We start from the raw sequence: 21,971 nt of genomic DNA on the forward strand, positions 1-21,971 counted from the left end.
CTGTAAGAGCGGAACCAATAGCTGCCGTTACCGCAGCAACGGATATGTACTCAAACCTCACGCCCCCCAAGGCCGAGCTGTTGCCTGACCAACACTTCCCACACACATTGTCGTTTTCAGCAATCCCCCAACCCTCCAATCCCCCCTGTTTACAGGCCCAAAAACCCGGCATGCCTTGTGCAATGACCCAGTTCCCGGACTTTAGGCCTGACCCATCATGCAAGAACCCGCCCCTTACCCGCGACGATCCAGCCCGTTGCTCCTTATCGGCACCGCCACACTCTGCGGCCTGCTCCTGGGCTGTGGCCAAGGCAGCTCCACCGTCACACGCAGTGATCAGCCGGTAAAGGGCGGCACCCTCGTGTACGCCACCGACCGCGAACCCACCTGCCTCGACCCCCACGTGGCCGGCGACATGCCCCAGGTGTTCGTCGCCCAGCAGTACCTCGACTCCCTGGTCTCGATGGACGCCGACGGCCGCATCGGCCCCTGGCTCGCCAAGACCTGGGAAGTCTCCCCCGACGGCCTGACCTACACCTTCCACCTGCGCAACGACGTGCACTTCACCGACGGCACCCCGTTCAACGCCGCGGCGGTCAAGGCCAACCTCGACCACATGGCCAACCCCAAGACCCAATCCAGCACCGCAGGCGGCTACATCCGCCAATACCGCAGCACCGACGTGCTCGACGAATACACCGCAGTGGTGCACCTGGCCACGCCGTACGCGGCCTTTCTTGAAGTCCTCGCCCAAGGCTTCCTCGGCATCGAGTCCCCCACGGCATTGCTGCGCTCGCGCGATGTGAACTGCGAAAGCCCGGTCGGCAGCGGCCCGTTCAAGGTCTTGCGCTGGGACCGGCAAAGCCAGGTCGAGCTGGTGCGCAACCCCGACTACAACTGGGCGCCACCCACCGCCAAGCACCAGGGCCCGGCCTGGCTCGACCGGATCGTCTGGAAGTTCATCCAGGAACCTTCCGTGCGCTTCGCCTCGTTGCAGGCTGGCGAGGTCGACGTGATCGAAGCGTTGCCGCCCGAATCCCACGAGGCCGCTCGACGCAACCCGGACCTGACCCTGGTGATCGCCCAACGCCCCGGCAACCCCACCAACGGTACGCTGAACATCACCCGTGCGCCGTTCGATGACGTGCGAGTGCGCGAAGCCTTTGTGCGCAGTTCCGACATCGAGGGCGCGTTGAAGAGCGTGTACTTCAACGAATTCCCCCGCGCCGGCGGGCCGCTGAGCCCAGCCACGCGCTTCTACAGCCCGGAGTTCCAGCACGCCCAGGATTACGACCCGGCCCGGGCTGCGCAGTTACTCGACCAGTCCGGCTGGACCCAGCGCGACAGCGAGGGCTACCGCACCAAGGACGGCAAGCGCCTGCAAGTCCATGTGGTGATGGGCAACCGCACGCCACCGTCGGAATACACCTTGTGGGAACAGGTGCAGGCCACCACCCGGCAGGTCGGCTTCGAGCTGATCGTCGACCAGATGAGTGACGTGCAGGCCACCAAACGCCAGGCCGACTGGGACTACGACATTCGCCTCGGCTACTGGAACACCAACACCGCCGACGTGCTGCGGATCATCTTCGGCAGTGAGTTCATCAGCCCGGCGGGTGTCGGTGGTTACCACCAGAACACCGCAGGCTTCAGTGACCCGGCGTTCGACACGCTGATCCGGCAAGCCCTCACCACCCAGGACAGCGAGCAGCGCCGGGCGCTGTATTACCAGGCGCAGAAAATCGCTTCCAGCCAGTACCTGCAATTGACCACCTACCCGCAAAGCACGCGGCTGGGTATCTACAAGACCACCCAGGGCGTGCGGCTGGAGCCGTCGCTGGCGGTGACTTATCTCTATGACGCATGGGTGAACAAATGAGCGACACATCACTTGCCAACCCACGGCGCGAGCGCCTGGCCCGGCTCGGCAAACGTGCGCTGTGGCGCCTTGCCGGCGGCGTGCTGGTGCTCTGGGCGGTGGCCACGCTGACGTTCTTTGCCTTGCGCCTGATGCCCGGCGATCCGGTGCAGGCGATCCTTGGCGGCCCGAGCGGCAACCCCACCCCCGAGACCATCGCCGAAGCCACCCGCGAGTACGGCCTCGACAAACCATTGGCGGTGCAATACGCGTTGTACCTCGGGCGACTGGTGCAGGGTGACCTGGGGGTTTCCTATTCCCAGCACCTGCCGGTGACCCGAGTGCTCGCCGAGCAATCCTGGCCGACCCTGGAGCTGACCCTGACCTCGCTCGCCCTGGCCTGGGTCCTGGTGCTGGCGCTGACGGTGCTGACCGCCGGCCGGCGACGCTGGGTTGCCAGCCTGGCCTCGTTGGCCGAAACCCTGGCCGCCGCGCTGCCGCACTTCTGGCTGGGGATTCTGCTGCTGGCGGTGTTTGCGTTCGGCCTGCGGCTGTTCCCGCCGGCAGGCAGTGATGGCTGGCGCACCCTGGTGTTGCCGTCGTTCGCCCTGGCGATTCCGCTGGCCGGGTTTATCGCCCAGGTCACCCGTGAGTCCCTGGATTTGACCCTCGACCAACCCTTCATCCTGACCGCCCGCACCCGTGGCCTGAGTGACTTCAACGTGCGCTTCAAACACGCGTTGCGCCACGCCGTGTTGCCGGGCATCTCGCTGTCGGGCTGGGCCATCGGCGCGCTGATCAGCGGTGCCGTGGTGATCGAAGTGATTTTTTCCCGCAAGGGCCTCGGCCGCCAGTTGTACCAAGCGGTGCAGGCCCAGGACCTGCCGCTGACCATCGGCATCAGCCTGGTGGTCGCCGCCGGTTACGTGCTCGCCAATATTCTGGTCGACCTGCTGTACCTGTGGGTCGACCCTCGCCAACAGGAGCTTCCAGCATGAGTGGCCTGACCCTGGAAACACCGCTGCCCGCGCTGCGGATTCAGCGCACCACTCGCACGCTGCGCCTCGGCCCGCTGTTGGCGATTACCTTTCTGTTGCTGGTGATCGTCGCGGCGCTGGTGCCGCAGTTGTTCGCCTACAGCGACCCGCTGGCCATCGTGCCCCGCGATGCGTTTCATTCGCCGAGCCTGGCCCACTGGTTCGGCACCGATCAGTCGGGGCGGGATATTTTTTCGCGGGTGATCCATGGCACCCGCCAGTCGTTGTTCATCGGCCTGGCAGCCACGGCGATTGCGATGACCATCGCCATTGTGCTTGGCCTGTTGGGCGGGCTGGGCGGCGCGCGGGTGGACCGCGGCGTGGGTTGGTTGCTGGAAGTGCTGTTTGCGTTTCCGAGCCTGATCCTGGCGCTGTTGTTCGTGGCGATTTTCGGCAGCGGCATCGGCCCGCTGATCGTCGCCACCGGGCTGGGCAGTGCACCGGGTTATGCGCGGATGGTCCGTGGCCAGGTGCTGGCGGTGCGCAACGCGGGCTATATCGAAGCCGCCCGGGCCCTCGGGCATCCGCCGCTGCGCATCATCCTGCGCCAGTTGCTGCCGAACGCCATGCGCCCGCTGATCGTGACCCTGACCATGGGCGTGGGCCAGGCGATTGTCTGGGCCTCGGCCCTGAGTTTTCTCGGCCTGGGCGCCCGTCCGCCGGCACCGGAGTGGGGGACCATGTTGTCCATGGGCCGCGACTTCATCGCCAACGCCTGGTGGCTGACGTTCTTCCCAGGGCTGTTCATCGTATTGACCACGCTGTCGACCACGGTCACTGGCCGTTACCTGCAACAACGCCTGGAGGGCCGTCTTTCATGAGCGACCAGAAACGCTTGATCGTTGAAGGGCTGTCCATCGAGTTTGCCGGGCAGTCGGTGGTGCGCAATCTGTCTTTCACCCTGGAGCCTGGCAAGACCCTGGCGCTGGTGGGCGAATCCGGCTCCGGTAAAAGCGTCACCGCCCGCAGCCTGATCGGCCTGGCGGGTGCGGGCGCGAAGGTTACGGCGCGCACCTTGAGTTACGACGGCGTGGATTTGCTCAGCCTGTCGGAGCGTGGCTGGCGTCGTTTGCGTGGCAATGGCATCGGCTTCGTGTTGCAGGACGCACTGGTGTCCCTCGACCCGTTGCGGCCGGTGGGCAAGGAAATTCTCGAAGTGCTGGAGACCCATCGCTGGGGCGACCGTCGCAGCCGTGGCGAACGCGTCATTGAACTGCTGGAACTGGTGGGCGTACCCGAGCCGCAACTGCGTGCCCGCCAGCGCCCCGATCAACTCTCCGGCGGCCTGCGCCAGCGTGCGCTGATTGCCAGCGCACTCGCATTGAACCCCGGCCTGGTGATCGCGGATGAACCGACTACGGCGCTGGATGCCACGGTGCAGGCGCAGATTCTGCAGGTGTTGCAGCAGATCAAGGCCCGTGGCGATTCGCTGCTGATCATCAGCCATGACCTGGCAGTGGTCGCGCAATTGGCCGATGAGGTGCTGGTGCTGCGCCACGGCGAAGTGGTGGAGCAGGGCCCGATGGATCAGGTGCTGCTCAACCCACGCCACGCCTACACCTGCTCGTTGCTGGATGCGGTGCCCGCCGAGCATGCCCGTGGCACACGCCTGTCGCCGGAGCGCAGCAACGCTGTGGCGCAACCACGGCCCGGCGCGGATTCGCCGGTGCTGCTCAAGGCCTCCGGCCTGGGCAAGCGGTATGTGGGCCCCGATCAACAGTCGCGCCAGGTGGTGGATAACGTCAGCTTCGAGCTGCGCGCCGGTCGCACCCTGGGCATCGTCGGTGAATCCGGCTCCGGCAAAACCACCGTGGCACGCATCGCCCTCGGCTTGCTGCAACCGGATGCCGGTGAGGTGCGTTTTCTCGACCAGCCATGGGCCGCGGCAGGTACCGAGCGGGTCGAGGAAAAGACCCGCCGTGTGCATCGCCGGGATATCAGCGTGATTTATCAGGACCCGCTGAGTTCGTTCGACCCGCGCTGGACGGTGGGGCAGATCCTCAGTGATGCGCTGGACGTTGCCGGTATCGACGCCGAGCAACAGGCGGCCCGCGTGACACAGTTGCTCGACCAGGTACGCCTGGCGCCGCAATTGGCCGAGCGCCGACCGTTGCAACTGTCGGGCGGGCAGCGCCAGCGCGTGGCGATTGCCCGGGCGATTGCCAGCAACCCCAAAGTGATTATCTGCGACGAGCCGGTGTCGGCGCTGGACGTGTCGGTGCAGGCCCAGGTCCTGGATCTGCTGGCCGACCTGCAAGCCTCGCTGGGCCTGGCCTACCTGTTTATCTCCCACGACCTCGGGGTGATTCGCCACGTCAGCGACGAGGTGTTGGTGATGCGCCACGGCCAGGTGGTGGAAAGCGCCAGCGTCGAGACGTTGTTTGAATCGCCCCAGCACGAATACACCCGGCGCCTGCTGGGCGCGGTGCCACGCCTGCCCGGCAGTGGCACGCAGTTGGTGGTGCCGGCCCTGGAGCCGGAAAACCCCGGTTGGCTGTTTGATGAATCGCGCCTGTGGAAAATCGCCATCTAGACCTGAATCAAGGAAGTGCCATGAGCAAGTTGTCTGCTGTACCCACGCCACCGGTTGTAACGGTGGCCGAACTGAACGCCCGTGCCGACCGCATCCTGCCGCAGATTGCCGCCGGCGCTGCGCAACGTGAGCGTGACCGCCAACTGCCGTATGAGGCCGTGGCGCAGATCGCCCAGGCCGGGTTGTTTACCGTGCGGATTCCCAAGCGGTTTGGCGGCGCCGGTGGTTCGGTCAAGGACGTGATTGCCTTGCTGATTCGCATCGCCTCGGCCGACTCCAACGTGGCCCAGGCGCTGCGCCCCGGTTTCGGGTTTGTCGAAGGCCTGCTGGCGTCCCGCGCCGAGGGGGCGGAGGAGGAGCGCGAGCGTTGGTTCGGGCGCTACCTGCAAGGCGCCGTGATCGGCAATGCCGGCTGGGAAGTCGGCGGTGCCAACGGTTCGATCAGTGCGCGCATCGTGCGTGACGGCGAGCACTTTCGCGCGTGCGGCAGCAAGTACTACAGCACCGGTTCGTTGTATGCCGATTGGGTCAGCGCCGTCGCCCTGGACGAGAATGACCAGCCCGTGTCGTTCATCCTGCCCCGCGACCGCCAGGGCCTGGAGTTGCTGGATGATTTCGACGCCATGGGTCAGCGCCTGACCGCCAGTGGCACCACCCATCTGCATGATGTGCAGGTGTTGGCCAGCGAGATCCGCACCCGCACCGTCGAGGAAGGCAAGCGCACGATTGTCACGCCGTTCCTGCAAGTGTTCCTCGCGGCGGTGCAGGCCGGTATTGCGCGCAATGCGCTGAATGATGCGGTGACCTTTGCCAAGGAGCATGCGCGGCCGATCAAGCACAGCAGCGCCACGCGCTCGGTGGATGACCCGTACGTGGAACTGAGCGTGGGCGACGTTTCAGCCCGGGCCTTTACCGCCGAAGCGGTGGTGTTGCACGCGGCGGACTCCATCGACCGCGCCTGGGCTGCGGACCTTGATGCGGTGGCCGTCGACCAGGCGGCAGTGGACGTGGCCCAGGCGCAATACATCGCGGCGGAGTCGGCGCTCAAGGCCGCCGAGCTGGTGTTCGACGTGGGTGGCGCTTCCACCACCGGCCGCGCGCATAACCTGGACCGGCACTGGCGCAACGCGCGCACCGTGGCCAACCACAATCCCCGGCACTGGAAAGCCGCAGCCGTGGGTGCCTGGCAACTCAAGGGCACGCCGCCTCCGACATCGGGGCTGTTTTGAACAAAGCCCTCGACCTTTCACACCCCTTGGGCGAGGTGGGCACCGGGCACGCGCGCCGGGTGCCGATGATCATCGGCTGTGCGCTGTTCATGGAATTGATCGACGCCACGGCGGTGCTCACGGCGCTGCCGCAGATGGCCCAGGATTTCGGCGAGCCCAGCGTGCGCATGAACCTGGTGGTGTCGCTGTACCTGCTGGCGGTGGCGCTGTTCGTGCCGGTCAGCGGCTGGGCGGCCGACCGGTTCGGGCCGCGTCGGGTGTTTATCAGCGCCATCGTGCTCTTCACCCTCGCGTCGGTGGCCTGTGCCTGCTCGGGCTCGTTGTTGCAACTGTCCCTGGCGCGTTTGGCCCAGGGCGCTGCGGGGGCAATGATGGTGCCGGTGGGGCAGGTGATCCTGCTGCGCTGGTCGGCGCGGGAAAACCTGCTGCGTGCCATGTCGTACCTGACGGTGGCGGCGCTGGTGGGGCCGCTGCTGGGCCCACCGTTGGGCGGGCTGTTGGTGACGGTGCTGTCGTGGCACTGGATCTTCCTGATCAACCTGCCGATCGGCGTGCTTGGGGTGATCCTGGTGCTGCGCTATATCCCGGACTATTCCGGGACACCCGGCCAGCCATTGGACGTTCCCGGCCTGTTGCTCAGCGGTGTGGCATTGGGCGGGCTGGTGTTCGGTTTCGAGGTGCTGGGCCACGGCCTGTTGCCGCGCCAGTGGGCGTTGCTGCTGATTGGCGGCGGGCTGTTGAGTGCCTGGCTGTATGTCCTGCATGCACGGCGGACGGCGCACCCGTTGATCGATTTTTCATTGTTGAAAATCCCGACCTTCGCGGTGAGCTTCTGGGGCGGCAACCTGATGCGCATCGGCAGCGCGTCACAGCCGTTTTTGCTGGTGTTGCTGTTCCAGCTGTGTTTCGGGCTTAACCCGTTGCAGGCGGGGCTGCTGAGCGTGGCCGGTGGCGTGGGGGCGTTGCTGATGAAAATGCTGGCAGTGCGGATTGTCAGCCGCTTCGGTTTCCGGCGCACCTTGATCGGCAATGCGGTGCTCACCGGTGCAACCATCCTGGCGTGCAGCCTGTTCGAGGTATCAACGCCTTACTGGATTGTAATACTGGTGTTATTTGGCAGCGGGATCATTCGCTCGCTGCAATTCAGCACCCTGGGGGCGTTGACCTATGCCGACGTGCCACCGGAGCAATCCAGCCGCGCCAGCAGCCTGTCGGCGATGACCATTCAGTTGACGTTGAGTTTATCGGTGGGCATCGCGGCGGGGCTGCTCGGTTTGATCATGGCCGTGCGCGGGCATGCCACGGTCGAGCAGAGTGATATCGCCTGGATCATGGCGGGTGCCGGATTGCTGTGTGCCTTGTCGGGGCTGGTCTATCGCAGGCTGTCGCCCCAGGCGGGCTCGGCGATTTATGCAAAACGCGCAGAGGGAATTGGATGATTCGTGCAGCACGTATCGAGGACGCAGGTGACATTGCCTGGGTGCATATTCGCAGTTGGCAGCAGGCTTATCGTGAACTGATGCCGGCGGATTACCTGGCTTCGCTGGAGGCGACGCAGCCTCGGCGTGAAGCCTTTTGGCGGCAGTCGATTGAGCAGGGGAGCGAAGCTGTGTTTGTCGCGCAGGTCGAGGGGCGTGTGGTGGGCTGGATTGTTGTCAGCTCGAGTCGTGATGAGGATGCTGATCCAGGCGTAACCGGTGAAGTGCAGGCGGTGTATGTGCTGGCCGAGCATTGGGGAACGGGGGTGGGCAGGGCGCTGTGGCTCAGGGGGCTGGAGCATCTCGCGAGCCTGGGCCTGGAGACGGCGACGTTGTGGGTGCTGGCTGAAAACCGGCGGGCAGTGCGCTTTTACCAAAATGCAGGATGGATAGCGCAGCCCGAATCAAGCCGCACCCTTGCTCGGGGCGGTCGTGAGTTGGAGGAACTTCGCTACCAATCCCAAAAGTGACGCTGAACCTGTGGCGAGGGAGCTTGCTCCCGCTGGGCTGCGCAGCGGCCCCAAAATCCTGGGAGCGCTTCGCACTCCAGCGGGAGCAAGCTCCCTCGCCACAGGGGAATGTTTGTCTGTTTCATGGGGCACAGTTGCTGCCTATGGAGATCGTTCCCACGCTCTGCGTGGGAATGCCGCTCTGGACGCTCTGCGTCCGCTCTTAAAATCGTGACGCAGAGCGTCACCGGATGCATTCCCACGCAGAGCGTGGGAACGATCACACTCACCATTTTTGCCTGAAAGCTGCGCGGCCACAGGCGTCATTCAGGAATGTCATTGGCCATGAGTTCGTCTTTTTCATTGTTTCGCACTTGGAATGTCCAGCACTTGCCATCGACGCCGGCGGCGTTTGTGCGGCATTTCATCGGGCATTTCAAAGGTTGGTACCTGGCTATCCTGCTGCTGCAGATCGCCGCGGTGGTGTGTTCGATTCTGACGCCCTGGGGGCTGGGGCAGATCACCCGCACCGTGAGCAACGGGCTGGAAGCGGAGCGTGCCTTTGAAGTGCTGCAATGGCCACTGACACTGCTAAGCGCGCTACTGGTGTGCCAGGTACTGTTTACCCGTGCATCGGCAGGCTGCCATATCCACGTCTTGCCGTTGCAGCGGCGCACGGTGACGCATGTGGTGTTCGCCTATCTGCAGCAGCACTCCCATCGTTTCATCAGCAATGAGTTCGCCGGGGCACTGGCGCATCGGGTGGCGGAAATTACCCTGGGCGTGAATCAGACCCTGAGCATCTTGTTGTTCGACCTGATCCCGCTGCTGGTGACGCTGAGCCTGGCCACGGCCTTGCTATGGACCGCATCGCCGTTGTTGGCGTTGTTCATGGCGGGTTGGTCGGTGGCGTTTATCGCTATCTGCTACGTCCTCGCACGCCGCAGTCATCCTCTGGCGCAACAGTATTCGGCAGCGCGCAGCACCAGCACCGGCAAAGTGGTGGATGCGGTCTCCAACCTGGCCAATATCCGCCTGTTTGCGCGCCATGCGTTCGAGCACAGTTACCTCGGCACTTTCCTCGACAAGGAGGTGGCGGCTGCCTACCGATCCCTGGGGTATATGGAGAAAATTCGCTGGTTCCAGGCTTCCTGTGGCGTAGTGCTTAAGCTCGGCTTGTTATTGCTGGCGCTCTACCTGTGGCGCAGCCACCGTATCGACATTGCTGCGTTTGTCATGTCCACCAGCCTTTCGTTGTTGATCATCAGCGATGTGGAAAACCTGTCGCGACGCTTTCTCGAATTCTTCGAAGCCACCGGCAATATCGCCAACGGTGTGCGCACCCTGATCCGCCCCCATGAAGTCATCGACCAACCCGGCGCCAAGGCGCTGATGGTCAAGCGCGGCGATATCGAGTTTCGCGATGTCGGCTTCAGCTATGGCGGTGACCGTTCGATTTTCGAACACCTGAATATCGTCATCCCCGCCGGCCAGAAAGTCGGCCTGGTGGGTGCTTCGGGCTCCGGCAAGTCGACCCTGCTGAGCTTGCTCCTGCGTCTCTACGACGTGCAGCAAGGCCAGGTGCTGGTGGACGGCAAGGACGTGCGCGAGGTGACCCAGCATTCGCTGCACCAGCAGATCGGCCTGATTCCCCAGGAGCCCGGCCTGTTCCACCGCAGCATTCGCGAAAACATCCATTACGGCCGCCTGGATGCCTCGATGGACGAGGTCGCCGAGGCGATCCACCGCGCCGGCGCCAGTGAATTTATCGACAGCATGGAACACGGCTACGAATCACTGGTGGGCGAGCGTGGGGTCAAATTGTCCGGCGGCCAGCGCCAGCGCATTGCGATTGCCCGGGTGTTGCTGAAAAACGCGCCGATCCTGGTGATGGACGAAGCCACTTCCAGCCTGGACTCGATCACCGAGCGCTTTATCCAGGACAAGCTCGACGAAATCATGGAAGACAAGACCGTGCTGGTGGTCGCGCATCGGCTGTCCACCGTGGCCCACCTGGACCGGATCCTGGTGTTCGACAATGGCCGGGTGATCGAGGACGGCAGCCACGAACAGTTGCTGCGCCAGGGCGGGCAATATGCGCGGTTGTGGAGTCGCCAGTTCAGCGATGCGCTGGATGAAGCGGTGGTGTGACCAAGCGGCGTACCGGGTACGCCGCGCAGTCAGGTCAGATCGAGAGGTGCAGCACCCGGTCATCCTTGGCACCGGCCAGCGGGCGGCGCTTGTTGACCTTCAGCTCACCGAGGTTGATCAGCAACGTGCGGGTCACGTTGCGGCTCAGCCCCAGCAACTCGGCGGTGTGCACCTGGTTGTGCTGGCACAGCCGGTAGGCGGCGGTGAGCAGGCTGCGTTCCACCTGTTCGTGGAGGTTTTCTATCTGCTCCTCGAACAGCCGCTGGAAGGCCTGGTCGAGCAGGTCATGGGCGGTGGTGCTGTCTTCCTGGCGTTCGATACGCAGGTTGGACATGCGCAGGTCATCGGCCTGGATCACGCCGTCGCGGCAGATCAGCAGGGTGTGGTGGATGACGTTTTCCAGCTCGCGGATATTCCCCGGCCAACTGTAGGTGGCCAGGCGTTGCTCGGCTTCCTTGCTCAAGATGATCTCGCCATAGCCGAGGCGGCGGGTGTAGGTATCGATGAAATACTGCACCAGCGGCAGGATATCGCCGGGGCGATCCCGCAGCGGGCTGAGTTCCAGGTTGACCACGTTCAGGCGGTAGAACAGGTCCTCGCGGAAATGCCCGGCGTTGATGGCTTTTTCCAGCTGCACGTTGGTCGCCGCCAGCACCCGCACATTGATCGGAATGCTTTTGCGCGAACCCAGGCGCACTACTTCACGCTCCTGCAATACCCGCAGCAGCTTGACCTGGATCGACATGGGCAGGTCGCCGATTTCATCGAGGAACAGCGTGCCGCCGTTGGCTTCTTCAAACCAGCCGGCCTTGGCACCGAGGGCACCGGTGAACGCGCCTTTCTCGTGGCCGAACAGCTCGGCTTCCACCAGTGATTCGGAGAACGCACCGCAATTCACCGCCACGAATGGCTGCTCCTTGCGGCCACTGAGGTTGTGGATATGCCGTGCGACCAACTCTTTGCCGGTGCCGGTTTCACCGATGATCAGCACGCTGGCTTCGCTCGGCGCGACTTGTTGCACATGCTTGAGCAAGGCCTTGGACCTGGGGTCTTCAAACACCTGCGCGGTGGCGCGGATGGAGGTGGCAAGGGCGGGCGAGGGCGGTAGGGTCAGCAGTTGCATGGTTATCCCTTTGAATAAAAGATCAGGAATAAAACGTCGGGATGGGCGCGGTACCGTTCAGTGCCCACTCGCCCAGTTCATGAAGTTTGTAGTCCAGCGGGTCATGCAGGCTCTGGGTGCGCAAGTTGCGCCAGTGCCTGTCGAGGGCCACCGAGGCGTTGGTCGCCCGTGCGCCGGTGACCTCGAAGACCTTGCTACACAACTCCAGGCCATTGCGGCTGGCGGCGACTTTGGCGGTGGCGATGGCAATCGCCGTTTCGCCGCGTTCCTCGCTGGTCAGGGCCGAGCCCTTGGCCCATGCCGCGTCCAGCACCTGGCCTGCGCGCTCCACCAGCAGGCGGGTGCTTTGCAGCGCCACCCAGAAATCGCCGTAGTGGCTGAGGATGTAAGGGTCCTGGGTGCTGTGGCTGGCGCTGGAACGGAACCACGGGCGGGCTTCTTCCAGGGTGTATTGGCGCGCTTCTTCGAACGCGCCTTCGGCGATGCCGAGGAAGATATTCGCGAAGTGCAGTTGCGCAATCAGCGGGCGCAGGCAGGCGAACGGAGTACTCAGGGGGCCCGGGTCCAGCAACAGGTCGGACTCTTCCACGCGCACGCGCTTGAAGGTCACGCTGCCGCTGTCGGTCTGGCGCTGGCCCATGTTGTTCCAGTCGTTGTGCAGGATGATCCCGCTGCGGGCGCTGGGAATCGCCGCGATCAGCAACTTGCCGCCGGCGCTTTCATCGATGGCCGAGGCGATCAGCATTTCCGAGTCGTTGGCCCCGGAGCAGAAGTTCTTCTGTCCCGAGAATTCCCTCCAGCCCGTGTGGCGCTTGACCACCGTGCGGGTGTCCAGGGGGTTCAGGGTGTTGCCCCAGAACCAGTTGTTGCTGGCCGTCAGGCTGAACCAGGTTTGCCATTGTGCGGGCGTGGCGAATAACCGGACGGTGGCGAGCATCAGGTGATGAAAGCCGAATACGTGGGCGATGGAGCTGTCGACCCGGGCGAATTCGCGCACCACCTCGAAGGTTTCCGACCAGTTGGCGTCAAGCCCGCCGAATTGCCCGGGGATGCTCAGGGACAACAGGCCGCTGCTGCGCAGTTTGTCGCGTTCGGCCTTGGGCGTGCCGCCGCTGGCGTCGCGGTCGACGGCGGTGCGCGCGAATTCGGTCGCCAGGTCACGGGCAATCTCCAGTGGCGTCCTGCGGGTGCAGAGTAAGTTGACCGTCACGCGTGAATACCTCGTTGCTTAAGTCGAGAATGCTCGAGCTGATTTGTTTCAACAGGCAATGGATAGAGCAAGACCCATACCAAGTAACAATAAGCCGATAACTTGCGACTTCTTACGGGGATGCAGGCGCGGACAGTGTCGAATACGCAACTTTTGTTGGAGGGCTGTTGGGATTTGCACAGTTGCGTCCTGTGCCCGCAGGGCGGGGCTTTCGTTATGCTTTTATTGCTTGAACATATAAGTGTTTGTGGATGATTTTTGTATTGTCCGGAATCGAACATTTCACCAGCAAAGTGTTGCGCTTGTGGCGATTAATAAGGGTGGCCGGCCAGTGTTTATTGAGGCTTGGACGTGGCATGAACCCTGCAAAGTTGGAAACAGAGCGCGACTATACGAATAGATGCTCCAACTAATTCGAGACCCCAGGAGTATTTAATTCATGCGGCAACTGTTTGAACCTCGCGCTCGTCGTTTTGAGTCACTGGCCACCGCGTCCAGCCTTGGCGTGCTGTTGATGTTGATACACGGCGCGGCCTTTTCCGCCCAGGCGGACCCGACCCTGGCCACGGTAGTGGTCACCGGTGCCGAAGCCACCGAAGCGCAAAAGGCCGAGAAGCAACTGTCCAAGGTGCCCGGCAAAACCGCAGTGATCGACAACCGCAAGATCGAACAGGGCCGCGCGGCGAACGCCGAGGACGTGCTGGCGTTGCAGCCGGGCGTATTCGCCCAGGCCACCAGCGGCTCGGGTGCGAACAAGATTTCGATCCGCGGTTCGGGCCTCAACACCTTCTATCAAGGCTATGTGCTGGGGATCAAATTCCTCTATGACGGCCTGCCGTTGACCGGCCCGGGCGGCACCCAGGAAGACATGCTGGACATGGCTTCCGTGGACCACACCGAGGTGCTCTACGGCGCCAACGCCTTCCGTTATTCGGCCTTGTCCCTGGGCGGCGCGATCAACTTCGTGAGCAAGACCGGCCGCACCGATCCGGGCAACTACGCGCGTTTCGAAGCCGGCAGCTTCGGCTATCGCAAGGAGCAACTGAGCACCGGTGGCGTGGACGGCGACAATGACTATTACGTCAGCATCCAGCACAACGAGCGTGACGGTTACCAGGACAACACACCGAACAAGGGGCAGGGGATCGTTGCCAACTTCGGCCACGTGTTCAGCCCGCAACTGGAGACGCGCTTCTACATTCGCTACAAGGAAGAAACCCTTAGCCAGGGCAACACCCTGACCAAATACCAGCTCAAGCATGACCCCACGAGCAACCTCGTGCCCATCGGGCGCAAGAAGGACGGCTCGACGTTGCTGGGCAGCACCACCACCTACACCTTCGACGACAATGCCAAGCTCGAAGTCGGCCTGGGCTACAACGATTACCCGCTGGACAACGGCTGGCGCTATTCGCCAACACCACAGGAATGGCGCTCCCAGGACGTCAACCTGACCTTGCGCTACCTGCGCACCGCCGACACCTTCTTCGGCCTGCGCAGCGACAGCAGCGTGACCTTCAGCAATACGCTGGCGTACCTGGCCGATGTGAAATCCCACAGCAAGGCCACCGGCATCACCCAGCAGAAGACCAACTACACCGGCTCGCGGGACACGGTGTTTTCCCTCGGCAACGAACTGCAACTGAATGACCGCACGTGGCTGTCCACCGGGTTGTCATTGATTGATATCAAGCGCAAGGCGCAGATCGAATACAGCACCGCCACCAATACCAGCGCGTTCCCCAGTGGCGTTGAATACGACGAGACCGACGTCGCCCCGCGCATTGGCCTGCGCTATCAGTTGACTCCGGAATTCGAAGTGTTCGGCAACGTCAGCCGCTCGGTGGATCCACCGGTCACCTGGCAGCTGGGCAGCACCGGCACGCCGTACATCCGTGATGTGCGGCCGCAAAAAGCCAACACCGTGGAGTTCGGTATCCGCGGCGGCCACGGTATTTTTGACGGCAGCCTGACGGTCTACCGCTCGTGGGTGCAGAAAGAACTGCTGTCGGTGGTGGTACGCCAGGCGACGGCCACCCAGGACCAACTGGTGGCCACCTCCAACGGCAGCGCGACCATTCACCAGGGCATCGAAGCCGGCTTGAATGCGCAACTGTGGGACGGCGGCAATGGCGACACCGTGACCCTGCGCCAGGCCTACACCTTCAACGACTTCCACTACCGCAACGATGCGGTGTTCGGCGACAACCAGCTGCCGGGCCTGCCGCGCCAGGTCTACCAGGCCGAGCTGGAATATCGCCAAGGCAGTGGTTTCTACGCGCAGCTCAACGCCCGGGCGGCGTCCAGCTATTACGTCGACTTTGCCAACTCCCTGAGTGCGCCGTCGTATACGTTGTGGGGGGCCAAGGTGGGCTACGAGGCCCCGAGCAAGAAGTGGGAAGTGTTCGTCGATGCACGCAATCTGACCAACAAGCGCTATGCCACGGCCACCAACACCGCGTACGACGCCAAGGGCCAGGACTCGGCCAACTTCTATGTGGGGGATGCGTTCAACGTGACCACGGGGGTGGCGTTTCACTTCTGACCGTGACAGATCGTTCCCACGCTCCGCGTGGGAATGCCGCCTTGGACGCTCTGCGTCCGGCCGTCGATGCGAGAGGTGATGGTGACGCAGAGCGTCACGGTATGCATTCCCACGCGGAGCGTGGGAACGATCATTTCGAGGAACCTAGTTCTGCGGCCGCTGTTTGGTCGAGTCCAGCTCGGCCTTTTTGCCGGTGCTGATCTCGGTGATCTGCGCCGACTTGGCGATCGCGAAATCAAAGGTGTCCTGCATCTTGGCGATGGCATCGGTCGCCGTGCCGTTGAGCCCACCGTTGGCTGCCCAGTCGAAGTTCCACACCCCGGAAAAGTTATCGGCACCGGCCACATCATGGGTTTCGATCGCGGTGAACACGTCGGGATGGCGCTCCATGTACTGGGCCGCAGCGCTCACATCGGCCGGCACCTTGCCCGAGGCATTGCTGGCCAGTTGCGAAAGCTCTTGCTTGGTGATGGCCGACTTGCCCGTTTGGCGCATGTAATCGGCGATGACCTTGCTCGACTTGGAAATATTCAACTTGTCGTCGAATACCGACGTCGAGGCTTTTTGAGTGGTCGGTCCGCCACCGGCGGGTGTTACGGTAGTAGACATCGGCGCTGCTCCCTCAATGAATTGGATGACATCGAAGCCGACGTTAGCATGGGCAATTGGCCATTTATCGTCGGCTTCACAACAATTCGCAGCGGCCGGAAAATTTCACAGCGTTTCACCCGCATCCAACTTGGCCAGCAGCCTCTGGCCCCGTTGCCACAGCGCGTCCTGCTTGGATTCAGGCATCCGGTCGAGATTTTTATAGAGCATGGCCATGCGCTGATTGCCCCGCAGCAGGTCGCCGTGGCGCATCAGGAAGTGCCAATAAAGCGCATTGAACGGGCAGGCATTGTCAGCGGTACTTTCCGTGACTTTGTAGGCACAGCCTCGGCAGTAGTCCGACATGCGCTTTATATATTGGCCGCTCGCGCAATAAGGCTTGGAACCCAGGTAACCGCCATCGGCATGCATCACCATGCCCAGGGTGTTGGGCAGCTCGACCCAGTCGAACGCGTCCATGTAGATCGCCAGGTACCACTCGCATATCTGGCTGGGCACGATGCCGGCCAGCAGGGCGAAATTGCCGGTGACCATCAGCCGCTGGATGTGATGGGCATAGGCATGTTTCAGGCTTTGGCCGATCGCCTGGCGCATGCAGTTCATTTGCGTCTCGCCCGTCCAGTAGAACTCCGGCAGCGGGCGGCTGTTGCCGAATGCATTGCCAGCGGCATAGTCGGGCATCTTCAGCCAGTACACGCCGCGTACGTACTCCCGCCAGCCAATCAGTTGGCGGATAAACCCTTCGCCAGCGTTCAGCCCGATGCAGCCCGACCAATAGGCCGCCTCCACATCGCTGCACAGCTGGCGCAGGTCCAGCAGGCCGATGTTCAGTGCTGCGCTGATACGGGCGTGAAACAGGAACGGCTCGTCGCTGGCCATGGCGTCCTGGTAGTCGCCGAACCCCGCCAGGCCATAGTCCAGAAAGTAGTTCCAGAGGGCCTGCGCGTCGGCGTGGGTCACGGGGTAATCGAAGGTGTCGAGGGAACCGTAGTGGCTGCTGAAGTGTTTACCTACCAGCGCCAGCACGTCCTGGGTGATCGAGTCCGAGCTGAAGCGCGCCGGGTAGGGCGCCTTGGTGCCCTTGGGCAATGCCTTGCGGTTGTCGGCATCAAAGTTCCAGGCGCCGCCCACCGGCGTACCGTCACCGTTGAGCAAGAGCCCGCTCTTGCGGCGCATCTCCCGGTAGAAGTACTCCATGCGCAGTTGTTTTTTACCGCTGGCCCAAGCGGCGAACTCGTCACGGCTGCACAGGAATCGGTGGTCGGCATGCCACTGGACCGGCAAACCGCAGTCCTTCAGGGATTGCTCCAGGCGCCAGTCACCGCATTCGGTCAGGTGTATTTCCCGGGGTTGCATCAGCGATTGCCAGCGCCTTAACTCGCCGGGCACCGAGCCGGTGTTTTGCGGATCGTCCAGGGGCACGTACTGCACCCGCAAGCCACGCTGCTGCAACGCCTGGGCAAAATGGCGCATGGCGCTGAAGACCAGGACGATTTTTTGCGGATGGTGGGGCACATGGCTGGCTTCCTCCATGACCTCGACCATCAAGACCGCATCGCGCTGGCTGTCCAGCCCATCCAATGAGGCCAGGTCAAACGACAACTGGTCGCCCAGCACCAGGCACAGGTTTCGAACTGCCTTGGTCACCACGGCGCTTCCAGGGAAAATGGCGTTCGCAGTGGCTCGATAGCGCCTTCTCGCCGGCCGCACATTTCGTCATGCACGCACTGATGCACGAGGGTGCAGGGAAACGCAGGGACTGCCTGCAACACGTCACGCAAGTGATTGACGGAGCGAAAGTGCAGGGGCTTCGCCGACTCGTCCAGCAGCGTGAACTGGCCGTGGTCCAGCGTTACGCGCGCCAGATAGAAACCACCTTCCAGCGACAGCAGTTCCATTTCGCGTACAGCGCCTTGGGTGGCCAGTTTGGTCAGGGCTTGCAGGTTCATGGTTCACTCCTTACCGGTCAGGGTTGTGAAGACTGGCGACGGAAGAACAACGTCACCTGGCCGACTTCCACACCCAACTTGGACATGCTGGAGCGGTTGATCAACGTGTCTTCGTCCATCAGGTACATCCAATCGTCGAGGCTCACTTCGTAGACGGATCCATCAACCGGCAGGTTCAGGACGTAGCGCCAGCGCAGTGCGTTGCCCGCCACTTCGCCCCTGGCCTCGCCCACCACATCACCGGCCCGTCCGCGCCAGTGGGTGGGGCCGTCCGGGGTGAGGGTCCAGACACGTTGCTGGCGAGTACCATCGCTGTATAGAAAGCGCTCATCGAGAATCAGGTTTTCACCCTCGCGGCGGCTGGCGATATTCACCTCGAAACGCTTGGCCACTTCACCCGAGCGTTTCTCGAAGATGCCCCAGGCCTTGACGGGCTTGCTGAAGAAGCTCACCAGGTCCAGTTGCGGTTGCTGGTCGGCATAGTGTTTTACATCCACGCTGCCACAACTGCTCAGGCCCAACACCAGGGCCAGCGAAACCAATAGACGGGTCATTGCGGTTCTCCCCGAGAGGGCTTGATACTGCTGATACTTGTACAAAATAATAAATTTGTACAGGTATTTAGCGCATCACCAGGATGTTACCGGCTACCGGCCTGCCCATTTATGACGGGTATTTGCAGCCTCAGGGGACCAGGTGCAGATGATCGTTCCCACGCTCTGCGTGGGAATGCCGCCTCGGACGTTCCGCGTCCCGCTGGCACCGCCGCATTGACGCCTCGCGTAATGGTGACGCGGAGCGTCACGGTATGCATTCCCACGCAGAGCGTGGGAACGATCAACACACTCAAGCCGGCCGGCGCTCCGCATGCCGGTCAGTAGCGAATCATCACCGACTTGAGCTCGGTGTAATCCTCGATGAACGCCCCGCCAAACTCCCGTCCCACCCCCGAAGACTTGTTGCCGCCAAACGGCACCGCCGGGTCGAGCATCGTGTGCATGTTCACCCACACCGTCCCCGCGTTGATCGCCGGCACCATGCGCAGGGCCTTGCTCAGATCATTGGTCCAGAGACTGGCGCTCAGGCCGTAAGGCGTGTTGTTCATCAGTTCCAGCAGCTCATCCTCGGTGTCGTAGGGGAAAAACGTGGCGATCGGGCCGAAGGTCTCTTCGTTGAGCAGGGTGTCGTGGATCGTGTTGGCGAGAATCACGGTGGGCTCCACATAGCACCCCGGTCCGTCGATCAGCTTGCCGCCGTGGACAATCGTATTGTTCTCGGCCCGGGCCTTGGCGAAAAACCATTCGAGTTTCTGTTGGTGCTGGCGGTTGGTCACCGGGCCGAATTCGGTGCGCTCGTCCAGCGGCGAGCCGATGTTCAACCGGCCCAGGCGTTGCGCCAGTTTGTCCATGATCGGCTCGATCTGCGAGCGGTGGGCGAAGAAGCGTTCGGCGGCCGCGCAGATTTGCCCGGAGTGCAGGAAGCCGGCTTCGATGATGCCGTTGACCGCTTTGTCGAGGTCCACATCCCGCAGGAATCCGGCGGAGTTTTTGCCGCCCAGTTCCAGGGTCGCCCGGGTCAACCCGGCGCCCATGGCACTGCGGCCCACGGCGATGCCGGTGGGCACAGAGCCGGTAAACGAGACCTTGTCGGTGCCCGGGTGCTCCACCAGGCCTTTGCCCACATGGCCGCCACCGGTCAACACGTTCAGCACGCCCGCCGGCAGGCCGGCGTCGATGGCCAGTTCGGCGATGCGCAGGATGGTCAGCGGGGTGAACTCGCTGGGCTTGATGATGATGCTGCAGCCGGTCACCAGCGCCGAGGCGAGTTTCCAGATGGCGATCATGGTCGAGAAATTCCACGGCACGATGCCCACCACCACGCCCACCGGTTCGCGCAGGGTGAACGCGGTGTAGCGTTCGCCGGCGAAGGAGGGCAGTGACGGGGTAAGGGTCTGGCCGCTGATCTTGGTGGCCCAGCCGGCGTAGTAACGCAGGAAGTGCGCCGCCTGATCGACCTCGAAGGCCCGGGAAATCTGGATGATCTTGCCCGACTGGCAGGTTTCGATCTGCGCCAGTGCTTCGCGATGTTGCTCCAGCAGGTCGGCGAGTTTCAGCAGCACATTGCCACGAATGGCAGGGGCGACCTGGGCCCATTGCCGGAAGCCACGCCGGGACGATTCCACCGCTGTGTCGATATCGGCCAGGTCAGCATCGGCAACCTGGGCGATCACCTCGCCGGTGGCCGGGTTGATCACTTCCAGAGCCTGGCCGGAATGGCTTTGGACGTACCCGCCGTCGATAAACAAGGCATGGCTTCGACGGAGGAAGGCCTGGACTTCAGGCAGCAGCGCAATATCGCTCATGGGATTTTCCTGCTCGCAAAAGCCCGAGGGTAACCAGCGCCGCCGGGCCAGGCTTGTCTGTGCCTGCCGGGCGATATGTCTGTGGCTGCCAGGCCTGTGGAAAGTGCAATCTTGGCTGTGGAAGGTGCATTTTCCGGGGGTGTCGCCCGCCCCATACTGGCCCCACATCCAGCGCCGTTCGTTGAGTTTGAACGCCAGCCGGACATCCAATAATAAGCAGGGCCGTCCATGAAAAAGCCAAACCCGCTCCTCGAAGATCTCAAGGCGATTCTGCCGACCATCGCTGCCAACGCCTTCCAGGCCGAGCAGGACCGCAAGGTTCCCGACGAGAACATTGCGCTGCTCAAGAGCATCGGCATGCACCGTGCCTTTCAACCCAAACCCTTCGGCGGCATGGAAATCTCCCTGCCGCAGTTTGCCGACTGCATCGCCTTGCTGGCCGGCGCCTGTGCCAGCACCGCCTGGGCCATGAGCCTGTTGTGCACTCACAGCCATCAACTGGCGTTGTTTCCCGCCAAGTTGCAGCAGGAAGTCTGGGGCGATAACCCGAATGCCACCGCCAGCAGCAGCATCGCGCCGTTTGGCCGCACTGAAGAAGTTGAGGGCGGTGTGCTGTTCAGCGGTGAAATGGGCTGGAGCAGCGGTTGCGATCATGCCGAGTGGGCGATTGTCGGTTTCCGCCGTAAAAACGCCGAGGGCACCCAGGACTATTGCTTCGCGGTACTGCCGCGCAGCGACTATCAGATTCGCGATGACTGGTTCGCCGCCGGCATGAAAGGCAGCGGCACCAAGACCCTGATCATCGACAACGTGCGGGTGCCAGAACACCGCATCCAGAAAGCCAAGGACATGATGGAAGGCAAGTCCGCCGGCTTCGGTCTGTACCCCGACAGCAAGATTTTCTACTCGCCGTATCGCCCGTATTTCGCCAGCGGCTTCTCCACCGTGAGCCTGGGTGTGGCCGAGCGCATGCTCGAAGTATTCCGCGAAAAAACCAGGACCCGCGTACGTGCCTACACCGGCGCGGCAGTGGGGGCGGCGACTCCGGCGTTGATGCGCCTGGCCGAGTCGACACACCAGGTGGCCGCCGCCCGGGCGTTCCTGGAAAAGACCTGGCAGGAACACGCCGAACACAGCGAACAGCACCGTTACCCGAGCCGCGAGACCCTGGCGTTCTGGCGTACCAACCAGGCGTACGCCACCAAGATGTGCATCCAGGCGGTGGACCGTTTGTTCGAGGCCGCCGGTGGCAATGCGTGGTTCGAGCACAACGAGATGCAGCGTCTGTTCCGCGATTCCCATATGACCGGCGCCCATGCGTACACCGATTACGACGTGTGCGCGCAGATCCTGGGGCGTGAGCTGATGGGGCTCGAGCCTGATCCGAGCATGATTTGACGCCGACCCGGCCATCACAACCATCAGGACTGCGCGTTGA

The 21,971-nt window shown here is 62.9% G+C and carries 17 protein-coding genes; 10 read left to right on the forward strand and 7 right to left on the reverse strand.

The window, feature by feature from the left end:
• Positions 1–217 precede the first annotated feature (217 nt).
• From HX807_RS30900 to HX807_RS30935, 8 genes are all read left to right on the forward strand, one after another.
• A complete protein-coding gene (locus HX807_RS30900; RefSeq protein ID WP_177052125.1) occupies positions 218–1,879 on the forward strand; it encodes an ABC transporter substrate-binding protein in 1,662 nt (553 codons plus the stop codon).
• Positions 1,876–2,856 (forward strand): ABC transporter permease, encoded by a 981-nt coding sequence (locus HX807_RS30905; protein WP_003219850.1) that lies wholly within the window; start codon positions 1,876–1,878, stop codon positions 2,854–2,856. Before HX807_RS30900 ends, HX807_RS30905 begins: the two co-directional genes overlap by 4 nt.
• Complete coding sequence (locus tag HX807_RS30910) at positions 2,853–3,716, forward strand: ABC transporter permease (protein WP_003219852.1); 864 nt, start codon at positions 2,853–2,855, stop codon at positions 3,714–3,716. The genes HX807_RS30905 and HX807_RS30910 overlap by 4 nt, the downstream gene beginning before the upstream one ends.
• Complete coding sequence (locus tag HX807_RS30915; RefSeq protein ID WP_177052127.1) at positions 3,713–5,428, forward strand: ABC transporter ATP-binding protein; 1,716 nt, start codon at positions 3,713–3,715, stop codon at positions 5,426–5,428. Before HX807_RS30910 ends, HX807_RS30915 begins: the two co-directional genes overlap by 4 nt.
• 20 nt (positions 5,429–5,448) lie before the next feature.
• Positions 5,449–6,657 carry an acyl-CoA dehydrogenase family protein gene (locus HX807_RS30920; RefSeq protein ID WP_008431174.1) on the forward strand — a complete coding sequence of 403 codons (1,209 nt, stop codon included), beginning with the start codon at positions 5,449–5,451 and terminating at the stop codon, positions 6,655–6,657.
• Positions 6,654–8,096, forward strand: a complete 1,443-nt coding sequence (locus HX807_RS30925) for an MFS transporter (protein WP_177029482.1) — start codon at positions 6,654–6,656, stop codon at positions 8,094–8,096. The genes HX807_RS30920 and HX807_RS30925 overlap by 4 nt, the downstream gene beginning before the upstream one ends.
• Positions 8,093–8,605 carry a GNAT family N-acetyltransferase gene (locus HX807_RS30930; protein WP_134326161.1) on the forward strand — a complete coding sequence of 171 codons (513 nt, stop codon included), beginning with the start codon at positions 8,093–8,095 and terminating at the stop codon, positions 8,603–8,605. Before HX807_RS30925 ends, HX807_RS30930 begins: the two co-directional genes overlap by 4 nt.
• Before the next feature lie 324 nt (positions 8,606–8,929).
• Positions 8,930–10,735, forward strand: a complete 1,806-nt coding sequence (locus tag HX807_RS30935; RefSeq protein WP_008431180.1) for an ABC transporter ATP-binding protein — start codon at positions 8,930–8,932, stop codon at positions 10,733–10,735.
• A gap of 34 nt (positions 10,736–10,769) precedes the next feature.
• Here HX807_RS30935 and HX807_RS30940 read toward each other — a convergent pair whose 3' ends face one another.
• Positions 10,770–11,858, reverse strand: a complete 1,089-nt coding sequence (locus HX807_RS30940; RefSeq protein ID WP_003219869.1) for a sigma-54-dependent Fis family transcriptional regulator — start codon at positions 11,856–11,858, stop codon at positions 10,770–10,772.
• A gap of 22 nt (positions 11,859–11,880) precedes the next feature.
• Positions 11,881–13,068, reverse strand: a complete 1,188-nt coding sequence (locus tag HX807_RS30945) for an acyl-CoA dehydrogenase family protein (RefSeq protein WP_003219870.1) — start codon at positions 13,066–13,068, stop codon at positions 11,881–11,883.
• A gap of 439 nt (positions 13,069–13,507) precedes the next feature.
• Here HX807_RS30945 and HX807_RS30950 point away from each other — a divergent pair, with 439 nt between their 5' ends.
• Positions 13,508–15,613, forward strand: coding sequence for a TonB-dependent receptor domain-containing protein (locus HX807_RS30950; RefSeq protein ID WP_177052129.1), 2,106 nt, complete (start codon positions 13,508–13,510; stop codon positions 15,611–15,613).
• 144 nt (positions 15,614–15,757) lie between these two features.
• Here the strand turns inward: HX807_RS30950 and HX807_RS30955 are convergent, their stop codons facing one another.
• The 5 genes from HX807_RS30955 to HX807_RS30975 form a co-directional block, all read right to left on the reverse strand.
• On the reverse strand, positions 15,758–16,222 hold the full coding sequence (locus tag HX807_RS30955) for a hypothetical protein (RefSeq protein ID WP_003219875.1): 465 nt from the start codon (positions 16,220–16,222) through the stop codon (positions 15,758–15,760).
• A 105-nt stretch (positions 16,223–16,327) separates the two neighbouring features.
• Positions 16,328–17,869: a cryptochrome/photolyase family protein gene (locus HX807_RS30960; RefSeq protein WP_177052131.1), complete on the reverse strand. Its 1,542-nt coding sequence runs from the start codon at positions 17,867–17,869 to the stop codon at positions 16,328–16,330.
• Positions 17,866–18,171, reverse strand: coding sequence for a DUF6482 family protein (locus HX807_RS30965; protein WP_102606191.1), 306 nt, complete (start codon positions 18,169–18,171; stop codon positions 17,866–17,868). Before HX807_RS30965 ends, HX807_RS30960 begins: the two co-directional genes overlap by 4 nt.
• A gap of 17 nt (positions 18,172–18,188) precedes the next feature.
• Positions 18,189–18,725 (reverse strand): DUF3833 domain-containing protein, encoded by a 537-nt coding sequence (locus HX807_RS30970; RefSeq protein WP_177009899.1) that lies wholly within the window; start codon positions 18,723–18,725, stop codon positions 18,189–18,191.
• Between the two features lie 320 nt (positions 18,726–19,045).
• Positions 19,046–20,533 carry an aldehyde dehydrogenase family protein gene (locus HX807_RS30975; protein WP_102368608.1) on the reverse strand — a complete coding sequence of 496 codons (1,488 nt, stop codon included), beginning with the start codon at positions 20,531–20,533 and terminating at the stop codon, positions 19,046–19,048.
• A 228-nt stretch (positions 20,534–20,761) separates the two neighbouring features.
• On the opposite strand from HX807_RS30975, the gene HX807_RS30980 reads away from it, so the two are divergent.
• Entirely contained in the window at positions 20,762–21,931 is a 1,170-nt protein-coding gene (locus HX807_RS30980) for a p-hydroxyphenylacetate 3-hydroxylase oxygenase component (protein ID WP_087694959.1), read from the forward strand.
• The last annotated feature ends 40 nt before the right edge of the window (positions 21,932–21,971 follow it).

This window comes from Pseudomonas sp. D8002 (genome assembly GCF_013385695.1).
Taxonomy (GTDB): Bacteria; Pseudomonadota; Gammaproteobacteria; order Pseudomonadales; family Pseudomonadaceae; genus Aquipseudomonas.

Coding starts and splice junctions, on each gene's coding strand:
- HX807_RS30910 (WP_003219852.1), top strand. CDS start 2,853: ATGAGTGGCCTGACCCTGGAAACACCGCTGCCCGCGCTGCGGATTCAG.
- HX807_RS30900 (WP_177052125.1), top strand. CDS start 218: ATGCAAGAACCCGCCCCTTACCCGCGACGATCCAGCCCGTTGCTCCTT.
- HX807_RS30935 (WP_008431180.1), top strand. CDS start 8,930: ATGAGTTCGTCTTTTTCATTGTTTCGCACTTGGAATGTCCAGCACTTG.
- HX807_RS30970 (WP_177009899.1), bottom strand. CDS start 18,725: ATGACCCGTCTATTGGTTTCGCTGGCCCTGGTGTTGGGCCTGAGCAGT.
- HX807_RS30930 (WP_134326161.1), top strand. CDS start 8,093: ATGATTCGTGCAGCACGTATCGAGGACGCAGGTGACATTGCCTGGGTG.
- HX807_RS30915 (WP_177052127.1), top strand. CDS start 3,713: ATGAGCGACCAGAAACGCTTGATCGTTGAAGGGCTGTCCATCGAGTTT.
- HX807_RS30975 (WP_102368608.1), bottom strand. CDS start 20,533: ATGAGCGATATTGCGCTGCTGCCTGAAGTCCAGGCCTTCCTCCGTCGA.
- HX807_RS30965 (WP_102606191.1), bottom strand. CDS start 18,171: ATGAACCTGCAAGCCCTGACCAAACTGGCCACCCAAGGCGCTGTACGC.
- HX807_RS30950 (WP_177052129.1), top strand. CDS start 13,508: ATGCGGCAACTGTTTGAACCTCGCGCTCGTCGTTTTGAGTCACTGGCC.
- HX807_RS30905 (WP_003219850.1), top strand. CDS start 1,876: ATGAGCGACACATCACTTGCCAACCCACGGCGCGAGCGCCTGGCCCGG.
- HX807_RS30920 (WP_008431174.1), top strand. CDS start 5,449: ATGAGCAAGTTGTCTGCTGTACCCACGCCACCGGTTGTAACGGTGGCC.
- HX807_RS30955 (WP_003219875.1), bottom strand. CDS start 16,222: ATGTCTACTACCGTAACACCCGCCGGTGGCGGACCGACCACTCAAAAA.
- HX807_RS30940 (WP_003219869.1), bottom strand. CDS start 11,858: ATGCAACTGCTGACCCTACCGCCCTCGCCCGCCCTTGCCACCTCCATC.
- HX807_RS30980 (WP_087694959.1), top strand. CDS start 20,762: ATGAAAAAGCCAAACCCGCTCCTCGAAGATCTCAAGGCGATTCTGCCG.